Origin of the sequence: Clostridium ragsdalei P11 (assembly GCF_001675165.1) — a bacterium.
Taxonomy (GTDB): Bacteria; Bacillota; Clostridia; order Clostridiales; family Clostridiaceae; genus Clostridium_B; species Clostridium_B ragsdalei.
Window position 1 is genome coordinate 82,828 of record NZ_LROS01000003.1, and the last position, 20,832, is coordinate 103,659.

The 20,832-nt window shown below is 31.3% G+C and carries 21 protein-coding genes, 3 pseudogenes and 1 riboswitch; of the genes and pseudogenes, 13 read left to right on the forward strand and 11 right to left on the reverse strand.

Annotated elements, in window-relative coordinates; all coding sequences use genetic code 11:
* Positions 1-16: 16 nt before the first annotated feature.
* Positions 17-577: a phosphatase PAP2 family protein gene (locus CLRAG_RS01520; RefSeq protein ID WP_065076752.1), complete on the reverse strand. Its 561-nt coding sequence runs from the start codon at positions 575-577 to the stop codon at positions 17-19.
* A 138-nt stretch (positions 578-715) separates the two neighbouring features.
* Between CLRAG_RS01520 and CLRAG_RS20345 the strand changes: the two genes are divergently transcribed.
* Positions 716-901 carry a hypothetical protein gene (locus CLRAG_RS20345; protein ID WP_065076753.1) on the forward strand — a complete coding sequence of 62 codons (186 nt, stop codon included), beginning with the start codon at positions 716-718 and terminating at the stop codon, positions 899-901.
* A gap of 166 nt (positions 902-1,067) precedes the next feature.
* Here the strand turns inward: CLRAG_RS20345 and CLRAG_RS01530 are convergent, their stop codons facing one another.
* Positions 1,068-1,718 carry a Crp/Fnr family transcriptional regulator gene (locus CLRAG_RS01530; RefSeq protein WP_065076754.1) on the reverse strand — a complete coding sequence of 217 codons (651 nt, stop codon included), beginning with the start codon at positions 1,716-1,718 and terminating at the stop codon, positions 1,068-1,070.
* Positions 1,719-1,828: 110 nt separating this feature from the next.
* On the opposite strand from CLRAG_RS01530, the gene CLRAG_RS01535 reads away from it, so the two are divergent.
* Both CLRAG_RS01535 and CLRAG_RS21290 read left to right on the forward strand, forming a co-directional pair.
* Positions 1,829-2,593: a class I SAM-dependent methyltransferase gene (locus CLRAG_RS01535; protein WP_065076755.1), complete on the forward strand. Its 765-nt coding sequence runs from the start codon at positions 1,829-1,831 to the stop codon at positions 2,591-2,593.
* Positions 2,594-3,222: 629 nt separating this feature from the next.
* A pseudogene (locus tag CLRAG_RS21290) lies at positions 3,223-3,399 on the forward strand (chorismate mutase); the annotation flags it as partial.
* Here CLRAG_RS21290 and CLRAG_RS01540 read toward each other — a convergent pair.
* Positions 3,386-4,000: a LysE family translocator gene (locus CLRAG_RS01540; protein ID WP_065076756.1), complete on the reverse strand. Its 615-nt coding sequence runs from the start codon at positions 3,998-4,000 to the stop codon at positions 3,386-3,388. The pseudogene CLRAG_RS21290 and the gene CLRAG_RS01540 overlap by 14 nt on opposite strands.
* Positions 4,001-4,127: 127 nt before the next feature.
* On the opposite strand from CLRAG_RS01540, the gene pdxR reads away from it, so the two are divergent.
* Complete coding sequence (pdxR, locus tag CLRAG_RS01545) at positions 4,128-5,522, forward strand: MocR-like pyridoxine biosynthesis transcription factor PdxR (protein ID WP_065076757.1); 1,395 nt, start codon at positions 4,128-4,130, stop codon at positions 5,520-5,522.
* A 106-nt stretch (positions 5,523-5,628) separates the two neighbouring features.
* On the opposite strand, the gene CLRAG_RS01550 is transcribed toward pdxR, so the two are convergent.
* From CLRAG_RS01550 to CLRAG_RS01560, 4 genes and pseudogenes are all read right to left on the reverse strand, one after another.
* Entirely contained in the window at positions 5,629-6,465 is an 837-nt protein-coding gene (locus tag CLRAG_RS01550) for a methyl-accepting chemotaxis protein (protein ID WP_338030815.1), read from the reverse strand.
* 102 nt (positions 6,466-6,567) lie between these two features.
* Positions 6,568-6,642: a DUF2935 domain-containing protein gene (locus CLRAG_RS21355; protein WP_083985492.1), complete on the reverse strand. Its 75-nt coding sequence runs from the start codon at positions 6,640-6,642 to the stop codon at positions 6,568-6,570.
* A 185-nt stretch (positions 6,643-6,827) separates the two neighbouring features.
* Positions 6,828-7,016: a ferredoxin gene (locus tag CLRAG_RS01555; protein WP_065076758.1), complete on the reverse strand. Its 189-nt coding sequence runs from the start codon at positions 7,014-7,016 to the stop codon at positions 6,828-6,830.
* Between the two features lie 34 nt (positions 7,017-7,050).
* Positions 7,051-8,328 (reverse strand): annotated as a pseudogene (locus CLRAG_RS01560) (pyruvate formate lyase family protein); the annotation flags it as partial.
* 360 nt (positions 8,329-8,688) lie between these two features.
* Here CLRAG_RS01560 and CLRAG_RS01565 point away from each other — a divergent pair.
* Positions 8,689-9,054: a hypothetical protein gene (locus tag CLRAG_RS01565; RefSeq protein WP_242872073.1), complete on the forward strand. Its 366-nt coding sequence runs from the start codon at positions 8,689-8,691 to the stop codon at positions 9,052-9,054.
* 420 nt (positions 9,055-9,474) lie between these two features.
* The gene (locus CLRAG_RS01570) at positions 9,475-9,771 is read left to right on the forward strand and encodes a zinc ribbon domain-containing protein (protein WP_065076759.1); all 297 of its coding nucleotides are present in this window, start codon (positions 9,475-9,477) and stop codon (positions 9,769-9,771) included.
* Between the two features lie 285 nt (positions 9,772-10,056).
* Here CLRAG_RS01570 and CLRAG_RS01575 read toward each other — a convergent pair whose 3' ends face one another.
* Both CLRAG_RS01575 and fdhF read right to left on the reverse strand, forming a co-directional pair.
* On the reverse strand, positions 10,057-10,626 hold the full coding sequence (locus CLRAG_RS01575) for a 4Fe-4S dicluster domain-containing protein (RefSeq protein WP_065076760.1): 570 nt from the start codon (positions 10,624-10,626) through the stop codon (positions 10,057-10,059).
* 61 nt (positions 10,627-10,687) lie between these two features.
* The gene (gene fdhF, locus CLRAG_RS01580) at positions 10,688-12,826 is read right to left on the reverse strand and encodes a formate dehydrogenase subunit alpha (protein ID WP_065076782.1); all 2,139 of its coding nucleotides are present in this window, start codon (positions 12,824-12,826) and stop codon (positions 10,688-10,690) included.
* Between the two features lie 220 nt (positions 12,827-13,046).
* Positions 13,047-13,178: riboswitch (molybdenum cofactor riboswitch) on the reverse strand.
* 331 nt (positions 13,179-13,509) lie between these two features.
* Between fdhF and CLRAG_RS01585 the strand changes: the two genes are divergently transcribed.
* The 4 genes and pseudogenes from CLRAG_RS01585 to CLRAG_RS01595 all read left to right on the forward strand — a co-directional run bounded on the left by CLRAG_RS01585 (position 13,510) and on the right by CLRAG_RS01595 (position 15,553).
* Entirely contained in the window at positions 13,510-13,989 is a 480-nt protein-coding gene (locus tag CLRAG_RS01585; protein WP_065076761.1) for a hypothetical protein, read from the forward strand.
* A gap of 284 nt (positions 13,990-14,273) precedes the next feature.
* A pseudogene (locus tag CLRAG_RS21295) lies at positions 14,274-14,420 on the forward strand (peptidoglycan recognition protein family protein); the annotation flags it as partial.
* Positions 14,421-14,522: 102 nt separating this feature from the next.
* Entirely contained in the window at positions 14,523-14,693 is a 171-nt protein-coding gene (locus tag CLRAG_RS21300) for a peptidoglycan-binding domain-containing protein (protein WP_338030816.1), read from the forward strand.
* Between the two features lie 254 nt (positions 14,694-14,947).
* The gene (locus CLRAG_RS01595) at positions 14,948-15,553 is read left to right on the forward strand and encodes a sugar O-acetyltransferase (RefSeq protein WP_065076763.1); all 606 of its coding nucleotides are present in this window, start codon (positions 14,948-14,950) and stop codon (positions 15,551-15,553) included.
* Between the two features lie 845 nt (positions 15,554-16,398).
* Here CLRAG_RS01595 and CLRAG_RS01600 read toward each other — a convergent pair.
* Positions 16,399-16,941, reverse strand: coding sequence for a GNAT family N-acetyltransferase (locus CLRAG_RS01600; RefSeq protein ID WP_065076764.1), 543 nt, complete (start codon positions 16,939-16,941; stop codon positions 16,399-16,401).
* Positions 16,942-17,108: 167 nt separating this feature from the next.
* Positions 17,109-18,074 carry a helix-turn-helix transcriptional regulator gene (locus CLRAG_RS01605; RefSeq protein ID WP_065076765.1) on the reverse strand — a complete coding sequence of 322 codons (966 nt, stop codon included), beginning with the start codon at positions 18,072-18,074 and terminating at the stop codon, positions 17,109-17,111.
* 795 nt (positions 18,075-18,869) lie between these two features.
* Between CLRAG_RS01605 and CLRAG_RS01610 the strand changes: the two genes are divergently transcribed.
* The 3 genes from CLRAG_RS01610 to mntA all read left to right on the forward strand — a co-directional run bounded on the left by CLRAG_RS01610 (position 18,870) and on the right by mntA (position 20,551).
* Positions 18,870-19,604, forward strand: a complete 735-nt coding sequence (locus CLRAG_RS01610) for a Fic family protein (protein ID WP_065076766.1) — start codon at positions 18,870-18,872, stop codon at positions 19,602-19,604.
* Between the two features lie 79 nt (positions 19,605-19,683).
* The gene (hepT, locus tag CLRAG_RS01615; RefSeq protein WP_065076767.1) at positions 19,684-20,112 is read left to right on the forward strand and encodes a type VII toxin-antitoxin system HepT family RNase toxin; all 429 of its coding nucleotides are present in this window, start codon (positions 19,684-19,686) and stop codon (positions 20,110-20,112) included.
* A 40-nt stretch (positions 20,113-20,152) separates the two neighbouring features.
* Positions 20,153-20,551, forward strand: coding sequence for a type VII toxin-antitoxin system MntA family adenylyltransferase antitoxin (mntA, locus tag CLRAG_RS01620; RefSeq protein ID WP_065076768.1), 399 nt, complete (start codon positions 20,153-20,155; stop codon positions 20,549-20,551).
* The last annotated feature ends 281 nt before the right edge of the window (positions 20,552-20,832 follow it).

Below are 20,832 nucleotides of genomic sequence, written 5' to 3' on the forward strand. Positions count from 1 at the left end.
TTAAAAAAGCTCAAGCCTATATGCTAGACTTAAGCTTTTTTAATAAATATGATTTAATTCTTTTAAATAAATATATTGTTATTTTGCCAGATATGAGTCCTAACACTATTCCAGCAAGCACATCTGTAGGATAATGCACATATAAATATATTCTTGAAAAAGCTATTAAAATTGCTGCAGTAAAAAATACTGGCGCATATTTTTTGAAATACCTGGATAATATACTAGCTGCTGCAAAAGATGCCGTAGTATGTCCTGATGGAAATGAATAGGAAGCTGGCTTTGCAACTAAAAGTTTAATAGTTGGGTCAAGATAAAAAGGCCTTGTACGTTTAACCAGATGTTTTATCAATCCTTCACCAAGTATTGATCCTATTATAATAGCTGTTAAAACCATAATTCCAACTTTTCTATATTTCTTACTTGCTATAAGTACTATGGAAATTGCAATCCATATAAGCCCCGTATTACCAAGCGAAGTAAATGCAATCATAACCTTGTCTAAAATGTTACTATGCATATTATTTGCTATATACGAAAGAATGTATTCATCAAATTTGTATATTAATGTAACCATCTCTATCTCCCTGCTGTTTCTATTTAATATGTACAACTTATTAATATACTACATTGCAAATTTAAAATCCACTAGTGTATTGATTTTGGGTAATTTTAGCATTGCTAAATTTATGAATATAATAATCACAAAGAGGCTATGGACTACGTTGAAGATATCGTTGATAAAAATATAGATATTACTGAAAGTGTTATAAAAAACTTACATTACATTATTCTTAAAACTATAAACAATGAAAATGCAGAAAGATACAGAAATGTGAATGTACTCATATATTTTGACTTGTTATCTGTGAAAGTATTAAATCGTAACCTTCCAGATTAGCTAATACCAATGCTGGCCGTCTCTTTGAACTGGATAAATCAGAAAATGGGAGGTGTGAGTCTACTCGACTACTTGTAAGTTAATTCGCAAGGGTAAAATTATCCGTCATAATCGTATAATGTGGAGACCATTTATAGAATCTCTATTTTTCTTTATAATTAATAAATTATGTTTCTAAAAACTTCAAAAGAGCATTTTTGTTTAATACGAGAATTTTTTTATATTTAGTATTAATCCATTGATATTGAGAGAATTTGCTTAAAGTTCTGCTTACCGTAACTCTACTTACACCTACAGCCTTTCCAATATCTTCATGGGTGCAATCAATAGAACAATTAGTATATAGACTCATATTTAATAGATATTGGGTAATTCTTTTCTCTGCTGGTAAAAATGAAATATTGTCAATTTCATTTGATAACATTCTTACCTTTTTCGATAGAAGCTCTATGAAATTCAAAGCAAGAAGTGGCTCTCTTTGAAAATATAACATAATGTCAGATTTATTAATGTTGATGATTTCTGAATCTGAAAAAGTTTTTGCCGATGACATTCTTGGAAAGCCATCAAAAAAAGAAGCTTCTCCAAAAATTTCTCCCTTTTTATAAATTGTTAAAATTTTTTCTAAGCCATCTGGGGAGTTTACAAAAGCTTGAACTCTTCCTTTTTTTAGGTAATAAAAATTTTTAGCAATTTCTCCTTGACGATAAATTATTTGATTATTTTTAAACATCTGTGCAGGTTTTGTCTTAAAGGTTTCAAATAATTCAGTAGGAATACCTATTTTATGGTCTAAAAATAAATCCCATGTATTCAAGAAAAAATACCTCCATTTAGTAATTATTTTTTAATTGTATCATAGTTTACATTCTTCATAAAAGTTTTATGTAATAATATAGTAAAACAATTTATGGAGGTAGCAAAAAAATGGAATGGAATAGTACTCTATATGATAATAAACATTCTTTTGTAGCAGAATATGGTAAGTCTATGATTAATTTTGTAAATGTGGGAAAAGAGCAAAAAATTTTGGATTTAGGATGTGGTACAGGGGTACTAACAAATGAGTTGGCAAAAAACGGTGCAACTGTTATTGGAACAGATTTATCAAAAAATATGATTGATAAGGCAAAATCTAATTATCCTAACTTAATCTTTCAAGTGGAGGATGCAACAAATTTGCCTTTTAAAAATGATTTCGATACTGTTTTTTCTAATGCGGTTTTTCATTGGATATCGAATCAAGAAAAATTATTGCATTCTGTTTATACTTGTTTAAAAGATAATGGTACATTGATTTGTGAATTTGGAGCAAAAAATAATATAAGTCAAATTCAAACTGCTTTTGAAAAGGTAATAGAACAAAAGGGATATTCTTATTGTTCACCATTCTTTTTTCCTTCAAAGGAAGAATATAAGTTATTATTAGATCAAGGTGGTTTTGAAGTAAAACATATCATTGAATATGATAGACCAACACCGCTTGCTGATGGCGAAAAGGGACTACGCAACTGGATTTGTCAATTCTTTGCAAGTGATTTACTAGAATTTTCAGATGAACAAAAGAATCAGATATTACTTGAAACAGAAAAGCTTTGCAAAAATAGCATATGGAAAAACAACCAATGGGTAGCGGATTACAGGCGTATTCAAATTATTGCAATTAAAAATAAAAACAATCGTACCAAATAAACATAGTAGGTAATTACATTTTTTTTAGTTAATAATGAGTATTTGTAATTAGATATTGATTCTTTGCAGCATTAGATATATAATAAAAAAATAAAAATTTAAAATCGATGAAGAGAAATAGTAAGTATAGAAATTTAGTTAAAGTGAATTTGGGATAGTGAGAGCCAAATGCTGTAGTCTATATTGAATGGGGTTCTGAGATGCAATGCGAAATGGTAGTAGCAGAAAACGGATGGTCCACCGTTAAAAGGATGAGGTATCGAGTAATATTTGTACCTGGAAAAGTTAGTTTTATATTAAGGTGGTATAGCAGAATATTCATTTTGCCCTTTTGGATGAAATGTTTTTTTTATTTCATAGAACTTTTTAACTACTATTTTCTATATTAGTGTAAAAAATAAATATGGGTGGCATAACAAATAGTCACTTTGTCCCATATCGGGATGAAGTGGCTTTTTTATAAAATTATTTATCCGATCGCTATCATTGCTAACACCTCCATCGCACGCAGCGAAAGCGACTATCACCAAATTAAAGATTTGGGATATCTGCTTTTCTACTAAGGTGGGGGATAAGCACTGCTCTACTCGCCTGGATAAGTTCTTCCACTAAAGGATACTAAAGATGTAAAAGCGCCAAAAAGAGTAGAAATGATTATTGAAAAAGTTCGCAGACTTGCAGAGGACAATAATTTAAACCCCAATATAATAGATGTAGTATATCGTAATATGATAAATTCTTTTATTAATATGGAATTAGAGGAACATAGTCAAATAAATAAAATTAAATATTCTAAATCGAACTAAATGCAAGCTGGATAGCAAAAACGATAAAGATAATACCAAATATTTTTTGAAGTAAGGATATCCTTTTGGGAGAATTTATAAAAAACTTATTTGTTACTCCTGCTAGTAAACCATATCCTATAAAAACCAAAAGTGTAAGAATCATAAATGCAAATCCATAAAGCAGACATTCAGCCATATAATTATTGCTGGTTGACTTTGCGTATTGGGGCAAGAATGAGAAAAAAAATAAAGTAAGCTTCGGATTGAGTAAGTTGATAAGAATTCCACTACGAATTATTGTACTAACTTTGTTCTCTGATTTACTATTGGTTAGTTCAAAACTTGTTTTTGATCTTATCATACCAATACCAAGATATAACAAATATATGGCACCAATTAGTTTTAGAACGAGGAAAGCTTTATTGTTCATCTTCATAAGAAATGATGAAAGTGCAATACTTACACATAAATGCGGTATAATACCCATAGTACAACCAAGAGCAGCAAATATGCTAGCTCTTTTCCCTTTTATTATTCCTGTTGAAATGGTATATGTAACTCCCGTACCTGGAATTAATATGATGATAAATGATGTAATTAAAAAACTGAATGTATTCATAATGACCTCCTAATATATTTCTATTAACTGATATGATATAATGTATCATTATATAGTGGTTGTGATAAGATCCACATTTTTAAAATTTTTAAGGAGCCATTATTGGAAAAGTGTGGAAGGTGATTATATGAATTTTATAAATATTGATAGGAAATCTAGAATTTCTTTGTGGAAACAACTTTATATTTATTACAAAGAATTAATTCTGAGCGGCAAACTGAAATCAAAGGATAAACTTCCCTCAACACGAGAATTGTCAAGAGATTTAAATATTGCAAGGAATGTAGTGCTAGATTGTTATGAACAGTTAATGGCGGAAGGATATGTTTATTCCAAAAGTGGATCAGGGACTTATGTATGTGAGGGGGTAAAATTTCAACAAGTTAAAATAAAAACGAAATCACACTTTACTAAAAGTGATAATGGTATAGAAAAAATATCATTTCGTACAGGAATCCCTGATTTGGACAATATACCTATTAATAAATGGGCACAGGTGTATAAAGAAAGTATTCTTAACATGGAAGTCACGCAGATGGATTATCAAAATTCTTTTGGAAATTATGAATTACGTTCTGAGCTTTCCAGCTATTTAGAACGCGTCAGGGGTGTATGCACTTCCCCAGATAATATACTGATTACAAATGGTGCAGCACAAGCTTTTTCTCTATTATGTCAATTGGTGAAAGACCAGGAATATGTGTTAGTTGAGAATCCGCTTAGTTACGGTATTCTTCATACATTAGAGAGTAATCAGGTGACAATGAAACCAATTAGGGTTGATGAATATGGTATGGTTACTTCTGAATTACCTAAACAGCCTCCAAAACTGATATTTACCACACCAAGTCATCAATTTCCAACTGGAGTAGTCCTTCCCATTAATCGAAGAATTGAAATGATAAAATATGCTCAGAAACATGATACTTACATTGTGGAGGATGATTATGATAGTGAATTTCGATTTTATGGAAACCCAATACAGTCTATGCAATGTTTAGATCCAGAAAAGGTTATTTATGTAGGAACGTTTTCTAAGACTTTAATGCCAGCATTACGAATAGGATATATGGTTTTACCTGATAAATTGCTTGGTAAAATAGAAAATATAAAGTATGCAGCTGACTTACATTCCCCAAATCTTGAACAAATTGCATTAGCAAGGTTTATAGAAATAGGTCTTTTTGATCGTCATGTAAGCAAGATGCGAAGATTATATCTTAAAAAACGAAATTATCTTATTCAATGTCTTGAAAAAGAATTTGGTGAGGGCGTAACAATTACTGGTGCCCAGGCTGGAATGCATTTTGTAGCTGCGTTTAAAGACGTTATTTTTGACAAAAACCTTATGAGCAGGATTAGCAATAAAAATATAGAGATTACGGCTATGAATAAACATTATATATGTAATAATTCAGCTTTCCAAATAGACAATGCATTAATATTTGGTTATGGCAATACCAAAACCGAACAAATGGAAAAGGGTATAAAATTGTTAGGAGATATTATCTGTAGTTTGTGAATAATATAAATAATCTCCACTTGAAAAGTATTATTTTTAACCCTAATTAGGATTAAAAATAATACTGACGAGAACCAACCCGTCAGTAAGCTATATCATGTGTGTATTATAATTTCTGTGATAATTCCTCTAAAATCTGTGCAGTAGAAGTTAATTTATCAATAGAAACAGTGATTTCTTCAATTGCTGAAGCCTGAGCATTAAAAACTGTATTCGATTCATTCACCTTATTAGATATATTTATTACAGACTTTTCAATTTTCTTTAATACTTCATCTATCTTTTTAATTGAATCATTGCTAGTACTAGATAACTTCCTTATTTCTTCAGCAACTACGCTAAAACCTTTCCCTAAGTCCCCAACTCTTGCTGCCTCAATAGCTGCATTTAACCCGAGTAAATTGGTTTGACTTGATACATTTTGAACAAACTTTAAAATATCATCAGTACCCGTAACGTTTTCTGCGGCATCTTTTACTTCTTGTAATATATTCTCATTTGCTCCCACTACAACTTGAATTCCAGAAGAAGCCTCTTGAATTGCTCCAGAAATTTGCTGAAGTGATGCTGCCAGATCCTGAGATTGACTTAACACTTCATTTCTTTTTTTTAGACTTTTTCCTGCAAGAATAACACCTACCACTGTATTATCGTCATCTTTTATTGGAATTGCATATGATTTGAATGCTGTACCGTATATTTCCTTAGGCACATCTTTTATAATTACATTTCCTGTCTTCAGCGCCTCAAAGGCAGCTCCCCCTGTAGGAACTGGGTCACCAACGTTTGCCTTCAAAGGAAGATTTTCGCAATTTTGTATCTTTAAATACTTCTTTGTATCTATAACGCTAAGAGATATATCATTATCAAAAAGTATAGGTAAATACGGAAGTACTTTATCGAAAGAATCCATAAGTTCATTTCCAGATATGTTCGCCATCATCTATTTCCTCCTATGTTAAGCCATCATAATTATCCATTATATATTATATCATCATTTTCGAATAAATTATATTCTTAAATAAAACATGTATGCATTATAGTTTTACAACCTTAAGTAAAACTTAGCTTCTCTTAGTACATGATCTATAAGTAATGGGTAGTTTGTAGTAATGGCCAATCACTTCCCTTTTACCTGTATAATCAAATAAAAAGGTGGTGGTTACCATAGAAGCGCTTGTTAGAAAAACCAAATCCGGCGACAAAAGCTCCATGGATTCTATCATTGCAAAATTCAGCTGCTTTCTACTTTTCACACAGTATTCTCAAATACACTGTATTATTTTTGGCTTACACTAAAAAGCTCTACAAATTAGACAATTCAATTACTTGTGCGGGACATAATTCTATAGCATCTTGTACTTGACTTAGATCTGATTGATCTGGTTGTTTATCAATATGAGATTTTCCATCATCCTTTATGGAAAAAACTTTTGGACAAGTTCCTTCACATAAGCCGCAGCCAATACAACCTTCATTAATTTTTACTTTCATATTAATTTACCTCCTAACTAGTATGGCTCTAAAATTATCCAAGTACAGTTCGACTTATGATTTCATCTTGAACTTCTTTGCAAAGCTCTACAAAGAATGCACAATATCCTGCAACACGTACAATTAAATCTCTGTGCTGTTCAGGATGATTCTGAGCATCGATTAAAGTTGCATTATCTACACAATTAAACTGCATCTGTCCATTGCCCATTATTGATGCTGTCCTTAATAATGTAATAATAGCGTTTCTTCCTTCAGCTCCATCAAGAAAATTTTTGCTTACCTTGAAATTATGGGCCATACCTAAGCTCATGGACTCAACATTTATCTTAGATACTGATTTTATTATAGCTGTTGGTCCTTTTTGGTCTGCTCCCTGTGAAGGACTCATTGCATCAGAAAGTGGTGCATAAGCAGCTCTTCCATCAGGAGTTGCTCCAATCATTTCTCCAAGAGGAGTATTGAATGATTGAGATAATGTTCCATGAATCTGCCTTGCATAAAGTGATTTGTATGAATTCATCTTTTGCTCAGTATAATCAACAATTTCTTTTGCAATCATATCTGCATAATCGTCATCATTACCATACTTAGGTGCATTTAAACAATCTCTATGAATCTGTTCAAATCCCTTCCAATTAGCATCCATAGCTTCTTTAATCTGAAAAAGAGTATATTTTTTATCTTCATAAACCAATTTTTTTATGGCTGCCATGCTGTCAACATAAGTTCCAAGTCCCGCAAATATTGTGCCTGGCCCTTCATACATAACAGCACCACCTGCCATTACATCTTTACCATTTTCCATACAACCATCCATAAAAATAGACATATATGGTGTAGGTGTCACATCTCTAAATACTTTTTCTATTATAACAGTACCTCTACAATTAATATGGATTAAATAATCAAGCTGCTTTTTTACCGCACCTTCAAAATCCTCATAGGTTTTAAACTCATCAATATCACCTGTATCTAACCATTGTTTATCACCATAAGATTTTAAAACACCTTTATTCATGGCCATCTCTATTGTAATAGGCCACTGCGTAAAACCTCCTGCTGTCCACTGATGTACTCTTCCACTTTTCTGAGGTTCAACACAACCCATCAGACTATAATCCTTAGCATCTTCAAAGCTATATACCTTTCTAAGCATCATTTTGATATGGGTATCATCAAAATGGCACGCAGGCATACCACCTCCAGCTTTTATGACGTCTACAATTTTTTCTAAGTAGTGCCTTGGAGATTGATTGTAGATACGACAAGCAAGTGACGGCTGATACATCTTAACCTTCTCCACAGCATCGAAGTCTTTTCTTTAATCAGATAGAAGATAATATATTTGAAACCTCTCTTTATGATAATGCAGAAACTTTTATGTTTTATATACACTCATGGAAATTTAATTTAGATAGTGGAAATTTTACATATTTAGGTTCTAAATCTATGAGTGTAGATGATTATTATAATTATGGAGATAAAACCAATTAAATAGTAAGCTGTAAGCATAAAAATAATATTTTTATTGTGCTCCACCATGCAGGTTAAAAAGCGTGTAGTATAGAGGGTATCCACAAAACATGATATAATGAAAATATATAGACAAAATTTATCAATTTTACAAATTGTAAAATTATTAACGAGTAAATACATGGTGGAAAGAGATATGAACATATTGGCTATAATTGGCACAATGGGATTTATAACCTGTGGAAAAGTTGGATTAACTTATGCTCCACTGCATGAAAGAGATAATATAAAGTCAATGAAAGAAATGAAAAAATTAAATAAACAAGTGGATTTGTTCTACAGTAAAATAATTAATACAGAAGTTATAAAGCCGTCATTTATTAAACTTTTAACTTTTAAAATGCAGCAAAGGTCATTTTCAAAGGCACCACAAAATTGTGCTGATTTTAAATTTTGGAGTAATAAGGGATGGTTGAATAGGAAAGAAAATTATTATTATAAGGTGCATATAGGAAAAATCAAAAATTTCATTGCCTCTCTTATTAGTAGAATATTGAAGTGATGCTAGAATAAAATTGGAACATATATAAAAAAACTTGGAATTAAAGCTCAATTGAATAATAATATTTATACCCATTTCCTAATAACATCTCAGCAACAAAGTAATCCATCCTTCTCTCATTTAATTCCATTTCTTCTGCCTATTTTCTTATTAAGCATAAAACAAATTTCAATATAAAAGCTTAGAAAGACAGAAAATAGTAATTATGCCGAAAAAATTGGCTGTTTAGTAGAAGTCCAAGGAGAACTAAAGCTAGTGCAGTAATTTATAGTATTATTGAAACAGCAAAGACTATTGAATTATCCCTCTTTCTCCTGTATGTGGAAAACAACTAGCTTAACTTCATGCCTATAGAAAAAAATAAGAAATAGGTTATTATTATAATATAATATTTCAAATTAAAATAGAAAGGTGGACACTATGTACTGTCGAAATTGCGGTTCAAAAATTAATGATAAGGCTGAATATTGTACAAATTGTGGTTGTAAGCCTTTAAATGGTAACCAATTTTGCCAGGAATGTTGGAATTGGTTCGCATTTTTATTCGGTGCCTTATGGGCACTAACAAAAGGTGTATGGGTATCACCACTATTAGCAATTATGTTATCCTTTTTTACATATGGATTCGTGGGATTTATATATGCATGTATATGTGGTATTCGTGGTAACTATATGTATTATAATGTTTATGTTAAAAATAAACAATTACTTATATAAAGTAACTATTGAACTTTTAACAATATTTAAATTTATTATAAAGTGTATACAATAACTTTAATTTTAGATGGTATAAAATAATCTGTGTAAACTCCCTAATATATAATGTACTAAATTATCAAATAGAAGGTTTCACAGATTATATAATTATAAAAAAATTTGAAATAACTATATATTATCAGAAACCGCACTTAATGTTTTTAATAATTAAATCAGGAATGGGTATAGATTTGGTTTTTACACAAATCTATACCCATTCCCTTTTTAAATCACAAAATTTACGGATCAACCTATATTAGTTAATCTTAATGCACTCTGTTTTCTTTTTTCTTTAATAGATTCATGAAGCTCATCAGATTTAACTATATTAAATGCATTAGTTGGGCAAACTTCTACACAAGCTGGTCCCTTTTCTCTGCCATTACATAAATCACACTTATTACCTACCATTTTGTATTTAAAACATAACTTACCATCATCTGTAACTTTTAGGCCATGTTGCACTACCTTTTTTCCGTTATTAAATTCAGGAACTAAGTCAATAGCACCTACAGGACATGCCATAAGACAAGTTTTACAACCTATGCAAGAGCTTTTATTTATAAAGACAACTCCGTTTTTATTCGTAATACACTTATTTGGACATGCGTTAGCACAAGGAGCATCTTCACACTGTCTACATTGAATTGGTGCGCTAACTTTAGCTGTTTTTACAACACTCAAACGTGGATAAAATTCAATTTCAGTGCTTTCTGATGTAAATATATCTTTGTCGGAATGAGCTACTACACAAGCTATCTCACAGGTTCTACATCCTAGACATTTGTTAGGATCTGCAACAACAAAAGTATTCATTATATTTATTCCTTTCTTAATATATATTTTGTATATAACAAGTGTTCGACTTCACTAAATGCTACATATTTTTTACTCCCATTTTTTTACGTAATTCATTGTATGTTTCTAATAAACATTTTTCAGCTTTATCTTGATCCTTTATTGCCTCCACTTTAACTGCACAATATTTATATTCAGGTGTTTTTGATACAGGATCTAAGTTATCAACAGTAAGGTCATTACAAGCTCCAATCCACCATTGATAAGTCATATAAGTATTACCCTTACGAACTCTATCTGTAACTAAGGCTCTTGACATTACAGAACCTCTTCTTGAACTTACTCGTACTAGATCTCCATCATTTATAGCAAGTTCTTCAGCATCTTCCAAACTCATTTGAATTTTACCTGGTTCATCTTCAAGTGCCTTGAGAGCACGGCAATTACCAGTCATTGTTCTTACAGAGTAGTGACCTATTTCTCTAACTGTACATAAACTTAATGGATATTCTTTATCTGGAGATTCTTGTGTAGGTCTCCATTCTGCAGCAAATAAAATACCTTTTTTACTTGGTGTACTAAAAATGTTTCCTTCATAAAGCACAGGAGTTCCAGGATGATCTTCAGAAGGACAAGGCCAAATTATTCCTCCTAACTTTTCCATTCTTTCATAGCTAGCACCAGCAAATTTTGGAGAAAGACTTCTCATTTCATCCCATATTTCTTTTGTATTATTATAATGCATAGGATATCCCATGGCAGTAGCTAACTCACAAATTATCTGCCAATCTGGTTTAACATCTCCCTTTGGTTCAACAGCTTTTCGGAATATTTGAAAACCTCTATCAGCAGAACTGTATACACCTTCATGTTCTCCCCAAGCAGTAGCCGGAAGTATTACATCAGCATGTAAAGTTGTTTTATTCATAAATATATCTTGAACTATTACAAGTTCCAATTTATCTAAAGCTTTTCTTACATCGTTTGCATTTGGGTCACTTTGAACACAATCCTCGCCCATTATATAATAAGCTTTCAGTTTATTTTCTTTTAAAACTAACTCAGGCACTTCTGTTAAATGATATCCCACTTTATCAGGAAGCTTTACTCCCCAAGCCTTTTCAAATTTTTCTCTAACATTTTTATCCGTAACCTTTTGATATCCAGGGTAACAATTAGGAATAGCACCCATATCACAAGCGCCCTGAACATTATTTTGTCCTCTTACAGGACCTATACCAACGCTAGGCCTGCCATAGTTTCCTGTCATTAACGCTAAGCCAGCTAAACCTTTAACTACATCTACAGCTTGACCAAATTGACATACCCCCATACCATAAAGAATCATTGGATTTTTTGCGTTAGCATACATTCTCATGGCTTTTTTTATGTCTTCAGCAGGGACATTTGTTATTTTCCCTGCATATTCTGGATTATATTTTTGTATAATTGATTTATATTCTTCAAAGTTTTCAGTATAATTAGCAACATATTCTTTGTTATACAAATTTTCATTAAGTAGTACATTGGCAAATGCATTTACAAGTGCCATATTTGTACCACCTTTTAATTGAAGCCAAAGATCAGATATTCTCACACTTTCTGTGACCCTAGGATCTACAACTATAATTTTTGCTCCTTTTTCCTTTGCTTTAACTACTCTTCTAGCAACTATAGGATGAGATTCTGCTGGATTGTATCCAAATATAAGAAGCAAATCTGCATTTTCAATTTCAGGAATAGTATTTGACATGGCACCATTTCCAAGTACTGTAGCTAATCCTGCTACTGAGGGACCATGACAAACTCTAGCACAGTTATCTACATTGTTTGTACCTATTACAGCACGTGCAAATTTTTGCATTATATAATTTGTCTCATTTCCAGGACCTCTAGAACAGCCTGTAGTCATTATAGAATCAGCACCATACTTATTTTTTATTTCTGTTAATTTTTCTGACGTAAACTTAATAGCTTCATCCCAAGTTACTTCTACTAATTTACCATTTTTTCTTAACATAGGTTTTTTTATACGTGGAGTTAGAAGTTGAGGATCATTTAGATAATCCCAACCATAGCGTCCTTTAAGACAAAGAGTTCCTTCATTTGTTCTTCCATTAGCAGGTTCTGCTCTTACTATTTGTCCATCTTTAACAATTAGATACAGTTGACATCCAGCACCGCAATAAGGACATACAGTTAATACCTTTTTTTCCATTAATAATTCCACTCCTTCTTTTTTATAAATAGGCGTAATCATAACTCTCACCCCTTTTATTTCAGGGCTCGGTAGAAACTAAAAATCATTATCACTCAAATTTCTATGTATCTTTAAAAATAACTTGAGTAATAATATACTTATATATTTTTTGTATAAAATAAAAATTAAAAATATTTTGATAATATAAAAAGTTCATACTCATAATAGGCATAGTTTACCTATATGAATATGAACTCCTTTGCAAAATAGCAGGCATAAAAATTACTTTTCACACCCTAAACGTCTATATTAGCCTTAACCTATTATCCTTTAGCCTAAGGTTAAATATGGATCGGAGTTTATTTAATTGCTTCTTTTAGACTTTATGGTAAATTAACAATAATACTTTATGTAAACATTTTACTACGTACAGTATCAATCATAAACCATTATTTGAATTTTATATATGATACCACTATAGTATTATAATTTATAATAATAACCAAACTCATAACATATTTTAGCAATCATTATTTGAACAAAATACAGATATTACTGAAAGTGTTATAAAAAACTTACATTACATTATTCTTAAAACTATAAACAATGAAGCATCATTTAACTCAGATGATGATTGGTCTTTACCATGGGCTGGCGCGTCAGAAGGAGATACGATAGGTAAAGATCATTTTAAAATAGCAGTGGCAAAACAGGGTAAGGATACACCTGATATATATGATAATATTAGTAGTAATAATATAAATAATGGTTCTTATTCAGAAGATAATAAAATTAGGATGAATTTAAGTAGAAAGTTAGTCAGAGTTCATCAAAATTCTCAGACTGGAAATCCAGATTTTCTTTTAATAGGGATACCTGGATGCACGAATGTTTCTTATGTAAAAGTGTATTATATAAAAGATGGAAAACTTAATCAAGCAAAATTTCTAGATCCTAATAATAATGATTCTAATGAGGTTTTAACAAGTAATTCTAGAAGTCTTTTCTTTAATCAGACAGAAGATAATATATTTGAAACCTCTCTTTATGATAATGCAGAAACTTTTATGTTTTATATACACTCATGGAAATTTAATTTAGATAGTGGAAATTTTACATATTTAAGTTCTAGATCTATGAGTGTAGATGATTATTATAATTATGGAGATAAAATAAATTAATAGTAAACTTTTATCATAAAATCAATATTTTTCATTATGTCAAAAAATGGTCAGCCACCGCTCTTTTACAACTTACTGTACAAATTCCATAGTAAATAACTTCAATGCCCTTTTAAAAGGCCAGATAAAATTTGATGTGCAGCATAGAGGACATCCACAGGTGGTACCTTGAAAATGGATGGTGCGGCTGCGGTTATCATTATCTTGTGAGGAAAGATGGTAATGTATATACGTGAAGAAGTGAAAAGGCTGTAGGTACTCACTGTCCATGATATAATTTCAGATCCATAGGAATATGTGCTGAAAGAGATTTCAATGTTGCGGTTATGGGTCAAACTCAATACAGTGCATTATTAGAATTAACCCGCTCCACGTTAAGTAAGTATGGAATAAGTAAAGTATATGGTCACAGGGAGCTTTATTCTGCGGATTGCCCTGGAGAGAATTTTCCGCTGGATAGGATAAAAAATGAGTCTGCAGGAAGCGGGTGTAAGTTAATTTATCCTGGGTATCTTATAAGAATAAATTCTAATTTGGAGGACAACAATGTAAAAGCTGTTCAGGAAAAACTTATGAGCAAAGGTTACAGTGTTGGAAGATGTGGTGCTGATGGATTTTTGGGAGGGAGTACCCTGGAGGCTGTTAAGGGTTTTCAGAGAGACAGCGGGCTTGCAGTTGATGGCATTGTTGGAGTTAATATATAGAATAGGTTGTTTGGATAAATTAATACCAGTATAAAGAAGGTTGGTATCATAAAAGTGATGTCAACCTTCTTTATATTATTATGTCAAAATGATTTCGCCTATAAATCTGTACTAGCCCACATTAATATTTTAGTAATTGTTTTAAATATTTTAATGTTTTACACTTTAAATGTAGTACAAATGCTATCTAAATAAAATAAAAATTTCAGCTTAAAATTAGAGAAATTAAATCTATTATTTATAGGAGGTAATTTATGACGGAAGAAGAAAAAATATTTGCTGGCAGACTGTTTGATGCTCGTAAGAAAGAACTTCTAGATATTAAGCATAAGACACATATGCTATGCCAGAAATTTAATTTGCTTGATGAGTATGATGAAAGCCGCCTGCCAATCATAAAAGAATTTATGGGAAGAATCGGGCAAAAATACTATTTTCAAGGTCCTATACAATTTAACTATGGGTGCCATACGTTTATTGGTGAAAATTTCGTTGCAAACTTTAATGCTACAATTTTAGATGATGGTAAAATCTATATTGGTGATAATGTCATGATGGGACCCAATGTTTCCCTTATGGCAAGCTCGCATCCACTTATTCCAGAAGAGAGAATTGCCATGAAATATGAGGACGGCCATGTGTCTGTGTCCGAATATGCAAAGGAAATCCATATTGGAAATAATGTTTGGATTGCTTGCAATGTTGTGGTTTGTGGCGGCGTTAATATTGGAGATAATGTAGTTATCGGTGCGGGCAGTGTTGTTACAAAAGATATACCAGATAACTATATTGCATATGGTAATCCATGTAAGCCAATAAGAATAATTACAGAAAAAGACTCAAAGTTAGGCTTATTGTAATTATTTATAGCACAATTGGTTGCTGTTTCAAGAGATATCATAACTATTCACTTTTCAGTATTTCTATAACAGTAAGACCATGAACATAATATTTATATACAGTATGCCTTAATATTTAATTTTAACGTAACAATTAAAAAGTGAATAATTTACCGAAACGCCATATTATTTCAAAAAATTTTACGATGTTTTTATGTTCGTAAACCAAATTTTTTATGTAGTACTAGCCAAGCTTTAACTCTTCCCTCACTCAGACAAAAAGCTTGGCCAGTGGCTTTAATTTTAATTGGATGCTCCGCCCCAAACCCAGGAAGTAATGCTCCTCGGTCTTATACTAGGCTCGGATTCCCTCGCATGGAAGCTTTAGACAAGCACTTTCTTTTTCACTTATTTTATACCTCAATAATCTCTGAAATACACACTCTCTAAATTGCAGTCTCTCCCCTGCAGCGTTCAAATCAATGGCTTGTCCAAAGACAAAAATAAACGGAAAGCTTTCTGCGGATAAAGTGCTTCCTTAATAAATCGTAAGAAGTTCCTTTTTTAACTGTACTGCCGGTGTATTCCTCTGGGGTCAATCCTACTGCGCACAAAGCATTTAATTAAATTGGATTTTTCACGCACGTCTGGCACCTTTAACAATCCCAGGGCTAGTCCATCTTATACATGCCCTTTACAGGGTAAGTATAAGGACGGATTGGATATATAACAATCCAAAATGCTAATTTTAATTACTAATTATATGGATAATGTCACCGATTTAGAAATATATGCATTAGCCAAAGCACCCATTATGCCAACTTTGTTCAATCAGACAAATTGAAATTTGTAAATTTGTATTGCACTTATAGTCTGCTGTACCATTCTTCTTTTGTAATGCAAGTAATATGTTCTGTTCTAATATCATTCATTAGATTCCATTCTATGTTTTTTTCTGTATGATGATATTGAAAACCGCATTTTTCTTGAACACGCCAAGACTTTTCATTACCATCAAAATACCCGCACCAAATAACTTTAAGTCCAAGTTCTTCAAAACCATGTCTCATAAGCTCATTAACTGCTTCTGGAATTAACCCTTGTCCCCAATAAGGAACACCAATCCAATAACCAATTTCACCTTCATCATTTCTTAAAGCCATGTTGCTTTTTTCACCAATCATAAGTCCTATACTACCAATTGGTAAATCCTTACCTTTTAAAACAACCGCATAAGTTTCATTCACAGAAAGAACATCTTTAATAATCTGACGACTGTTTTCAACATCAGTATGAATAGGCCACCCTGCTATAGGCCCTACATTGGGATCTTTTGCATATTTATATAGCTGCTGTGCATCTTCATCTTTCCAAGGACGTAAAATTAGTCTATCAGTTTTTAATATCATTTTTTATCACATCCTTACTCACTAAAATATAAATATTCTTGACTAGAAGGCATATCTTATCCCCCTTTCAAAATTAGTATTTATATTACTCAACCTTAAATTGGAATTTGTTATTTCCTGTTTGGTTTTCTTGTTAGAAACAATAGTTGGTAGGCAGTCGATTTTATTTACTTCCGTACTGGTCTGATATACTTAAAAAACCGTTCCGGATTAAAATAAAAGTAAATTATTCTACCGGGGGAAGTATCAAAGCAGTAACCAGTGGCTGCAAAATCAAAAGTTGCCATTGCCTTTTCAATCTTTTCCTCCACACTACGATTTTCCTGCTCATAATCGAATGGCCCGTGTTCAAAAACAATATACTCGGCTTCAGGAACATCAATCATAAGCATTTGTGGTGGTACTTCGCCTTTATAATCAAAAGGAAGACGTACACCATAACACTCTGTACGTGGAATCCCCCAATCACAGAGTCTGCCATCCGGGTCATTAATGTACGCCATAATCTGACCGCTGCCGCTGTTACATTCGCTCCCACCATCATCATCCAATTTGCCCTTGATACTATCGAGTAAGCCGCAAATTGTTTCGCAGTCCTGTCCCGGAATAAGGCTTTGCTTTTGCCAAAAATCCCAATACCCATTACTTTCATAGTTTTTAATGTGCAAAAATTTGTGTGCGGGAATGGTTACAAAATAAATTTTAACATCAGCTGTAGATTTCATCATACCAATCTCTCCCAATCCTAAAAAGTAGCGGTCAAAAGGGTTTATTTTTGTACGAAGAATGACAGGCTTAGGCTTTTTTCGATATTCACTTGGAGTTACACCATATGTTCCCTTGAAAGCTCTAGTAAAAGCTTCATGTGATGAAAAACCATAATCAAAGGCAATATCCAAAAGGCTTTTTTCACTATCTCGAACCTCTTTTAGTGCAAAGGCTAATTTTCTATGCCGCAGATAATCCCTAAATTGCATACCCGATATTTCTTTGAATTTTCTAGTTGTATAAAATTCGGAATAACCCAGCTTGCGAGAAAGAAAGCGTAGTGTCAAGGCTTCATCATTATAATTTTTAATACATCTGTCAATTTCATCAACGATTATTTGAATTTGCTTCTGCCACTCGTACATTCGTCTGTTCACCTCGTTTCAATCGTCCTACATTTATTATAAAGAAATAGGGAGATTACTGCTTGATTTTACTTGCTGTTATTTCATTTTATTTACATTTTTAATACTGTATGAACTTCACATAATTACTATAACTATATAAAATTCCAACTTCTAATTATAAACATAATCCACTACACATCTATACAACAAGATATCATGTCCTAATTATATCATATAAATCCATATTATTACTTATATTTACAAAATGAGTATAACTTTTTATATAGGGTGGACTTGCCTTGTAATGCCGGCCATATAAGCAAATTCTACATAATACTCATATCTTGGCCGAGTATTAGAAGCATGTCCACCCTTTCACCTGTGTACTACAAATTGCTTAGAAATATTTTAAAGAGCTATTTACAGCTTCATGCATATAAAGACCTGTGAATGCTCCCACAAACCCTTGTTTATTTAGTTACATTAATTCATCTAAATTAACTCCATATAATTCTGAAAAAAAGCTTAATTCTTCAGAATCATCCTCCGGATCAAGCCAATCCTTTGCTAAACTTTTTTCACTTACAAGTGTTATATCATCTATTTTTAGACTTCTATATAAATTAGTGAAATAAGAAAAGTGGATATAATATAGTTATAGAAAAAATTTTTTAGTACTTGTTAAATAAATTCAGTAAAGTTGATAATACTAATTACGAGATATTCATATTTTACCATAAATATAAATTTTGTATGGTATAATACGCTTAAGAGTATTTTATAAATAACAATTTTGTTTGTAAGGGGGATATTATGATTAAAGAGATAGATAAAAAGAAAAAAATACTTGATAGTAAGAGACCGTTTGATAAAACTGCTATTAAAAATTTGAAAGAGTATTTTGATGTGGAACTTACATATAATTCAAATGCTATTGAAGGAAATACCCTTACAATCACTGAAACTAAAGTTATTTTGGAAGATGGAATCACTATTGGAAAAGGAAAAACTCTTAGAGAACATCTTGAAGTTATTAATCACAAAGAAGCTATGGACTACATTGAAGATATAGTTGATAAAAATATAGATATTACTGAAAGTGTTATAAAAAACTTACATTACATTATTCTTAAAACTATAAACAATGAAAATGCAGGAAGATACAGAAATGTGAATGTACTCATAAGCGGCAGCAAACATAGACCTCCAGAGCACTTCTTAGTTCCACAAGAAATGGAAGACTTAATCAAGTGGTATGACGAAAATAAAAATAAATTGCATCCTATAAAGCTTGCAGCAGAATTTCATCATAAATTTACTTTTATACATCCTTTCATAGATGGAAATGGCAGATGTGGAAGATTACTTATGAATTTAATCCTTATGAGATGTGGATATCCAATCACTGTTATAAGAATGGAAGACAGAAATGAATATATGAGTGCTCTTGAAAAAGCAAGTGTTGAAAATAATTTAGAGGATTTCATAGGTATTGTTGTTGCAGCAGTAAATAGAAGCCTAGATACGTATTTGTATATTTTAAAATAAAAATACATTTTGAGATATACTAAAAAAAGTAATCTTAATTTGTGTACTTATTGAACTGAGATACATAGGGGGATAATTTATGATTAATAATGTCGATTTACCTAAAATAAAGCAAAAGATAATGTTTATGCAGAGTAATCTAGAAAAATTAAACAAATTACAAAAGATTGATAAGTATATATTCATAGAAGATTTTAGGAATGTAGATAGTGCTAAGTACCTATTACAAGTAACAATTGAAGCAATGCTTGATATAAGCAATCATATAATAGCTAGAAATAGATGGGGAAGGCCAGAAACTAATAAGGAAAGTTTTGAGATACTTGCAAACCAAGGCATTATTGAAAAGAAATATATAAATACTTACTTTGCTATGGCAAAATTCAGAAATAGAATTGTTCATATGTATTTTGACGTTAACAATGAAATAATCTATGAAATAACACAAAATAATTTGAAGGACTTTGAAGTTTTCATTAAAACTATAGTTAAAAATATTAATTTCTAATTGAGTTTAGAAAAACAACTTAAAAACCGGAGGTACTAATGTGCTAAATATAGAAAATAAAATAGAGAACTTAAAAAAATATTTTAGTCAGCAATCTGATATTTTAGCAGTATGGATAGTAGGTTCTTATGGGACTGAATATCAAAGAGAAGATAGTGACATTGATTTTGCTATACTTTTTGATAAAGATATAAATGATTTAGAGGAAATGAATTTTGCCTGTGATATTACAGATGTACTTAAAATAGAAAATATTGATACTATAAATTTAATGAAAGCACCAATTACACTTCAATTTAAGACAATAAAAGAAGGCAGAAACTTATATGAATCAGATTATATTAAAGTGTGTGATTATATAGAATATGTAATAAATAATTATGGAGATAGGAAATATTATTTGGATAAGTTTGATAGGGATTATTTTGCCACTCTTTAATTTGGGATGATATAAGAAACATTTAGCTAAGAGTACAGTATTCTTAAAATTATAAGAGATACCTGCAGTCTATACTTAGAAGAACTGAACGCATTCGGTTCTTCTTTTAAGTTTAATTATTTATTGATCTGAAACAGTGACCAAGCTTTAGTCTTTCCTACACTCAAATAAAAGCCCTGGCTACTGCTATAATTTTAATCGGATACTTTCGAATTTTATCTGATGGCTCTCTATCAGTACACACATGGTTCTAATTCATCATAATATTCATTTATTAAAGG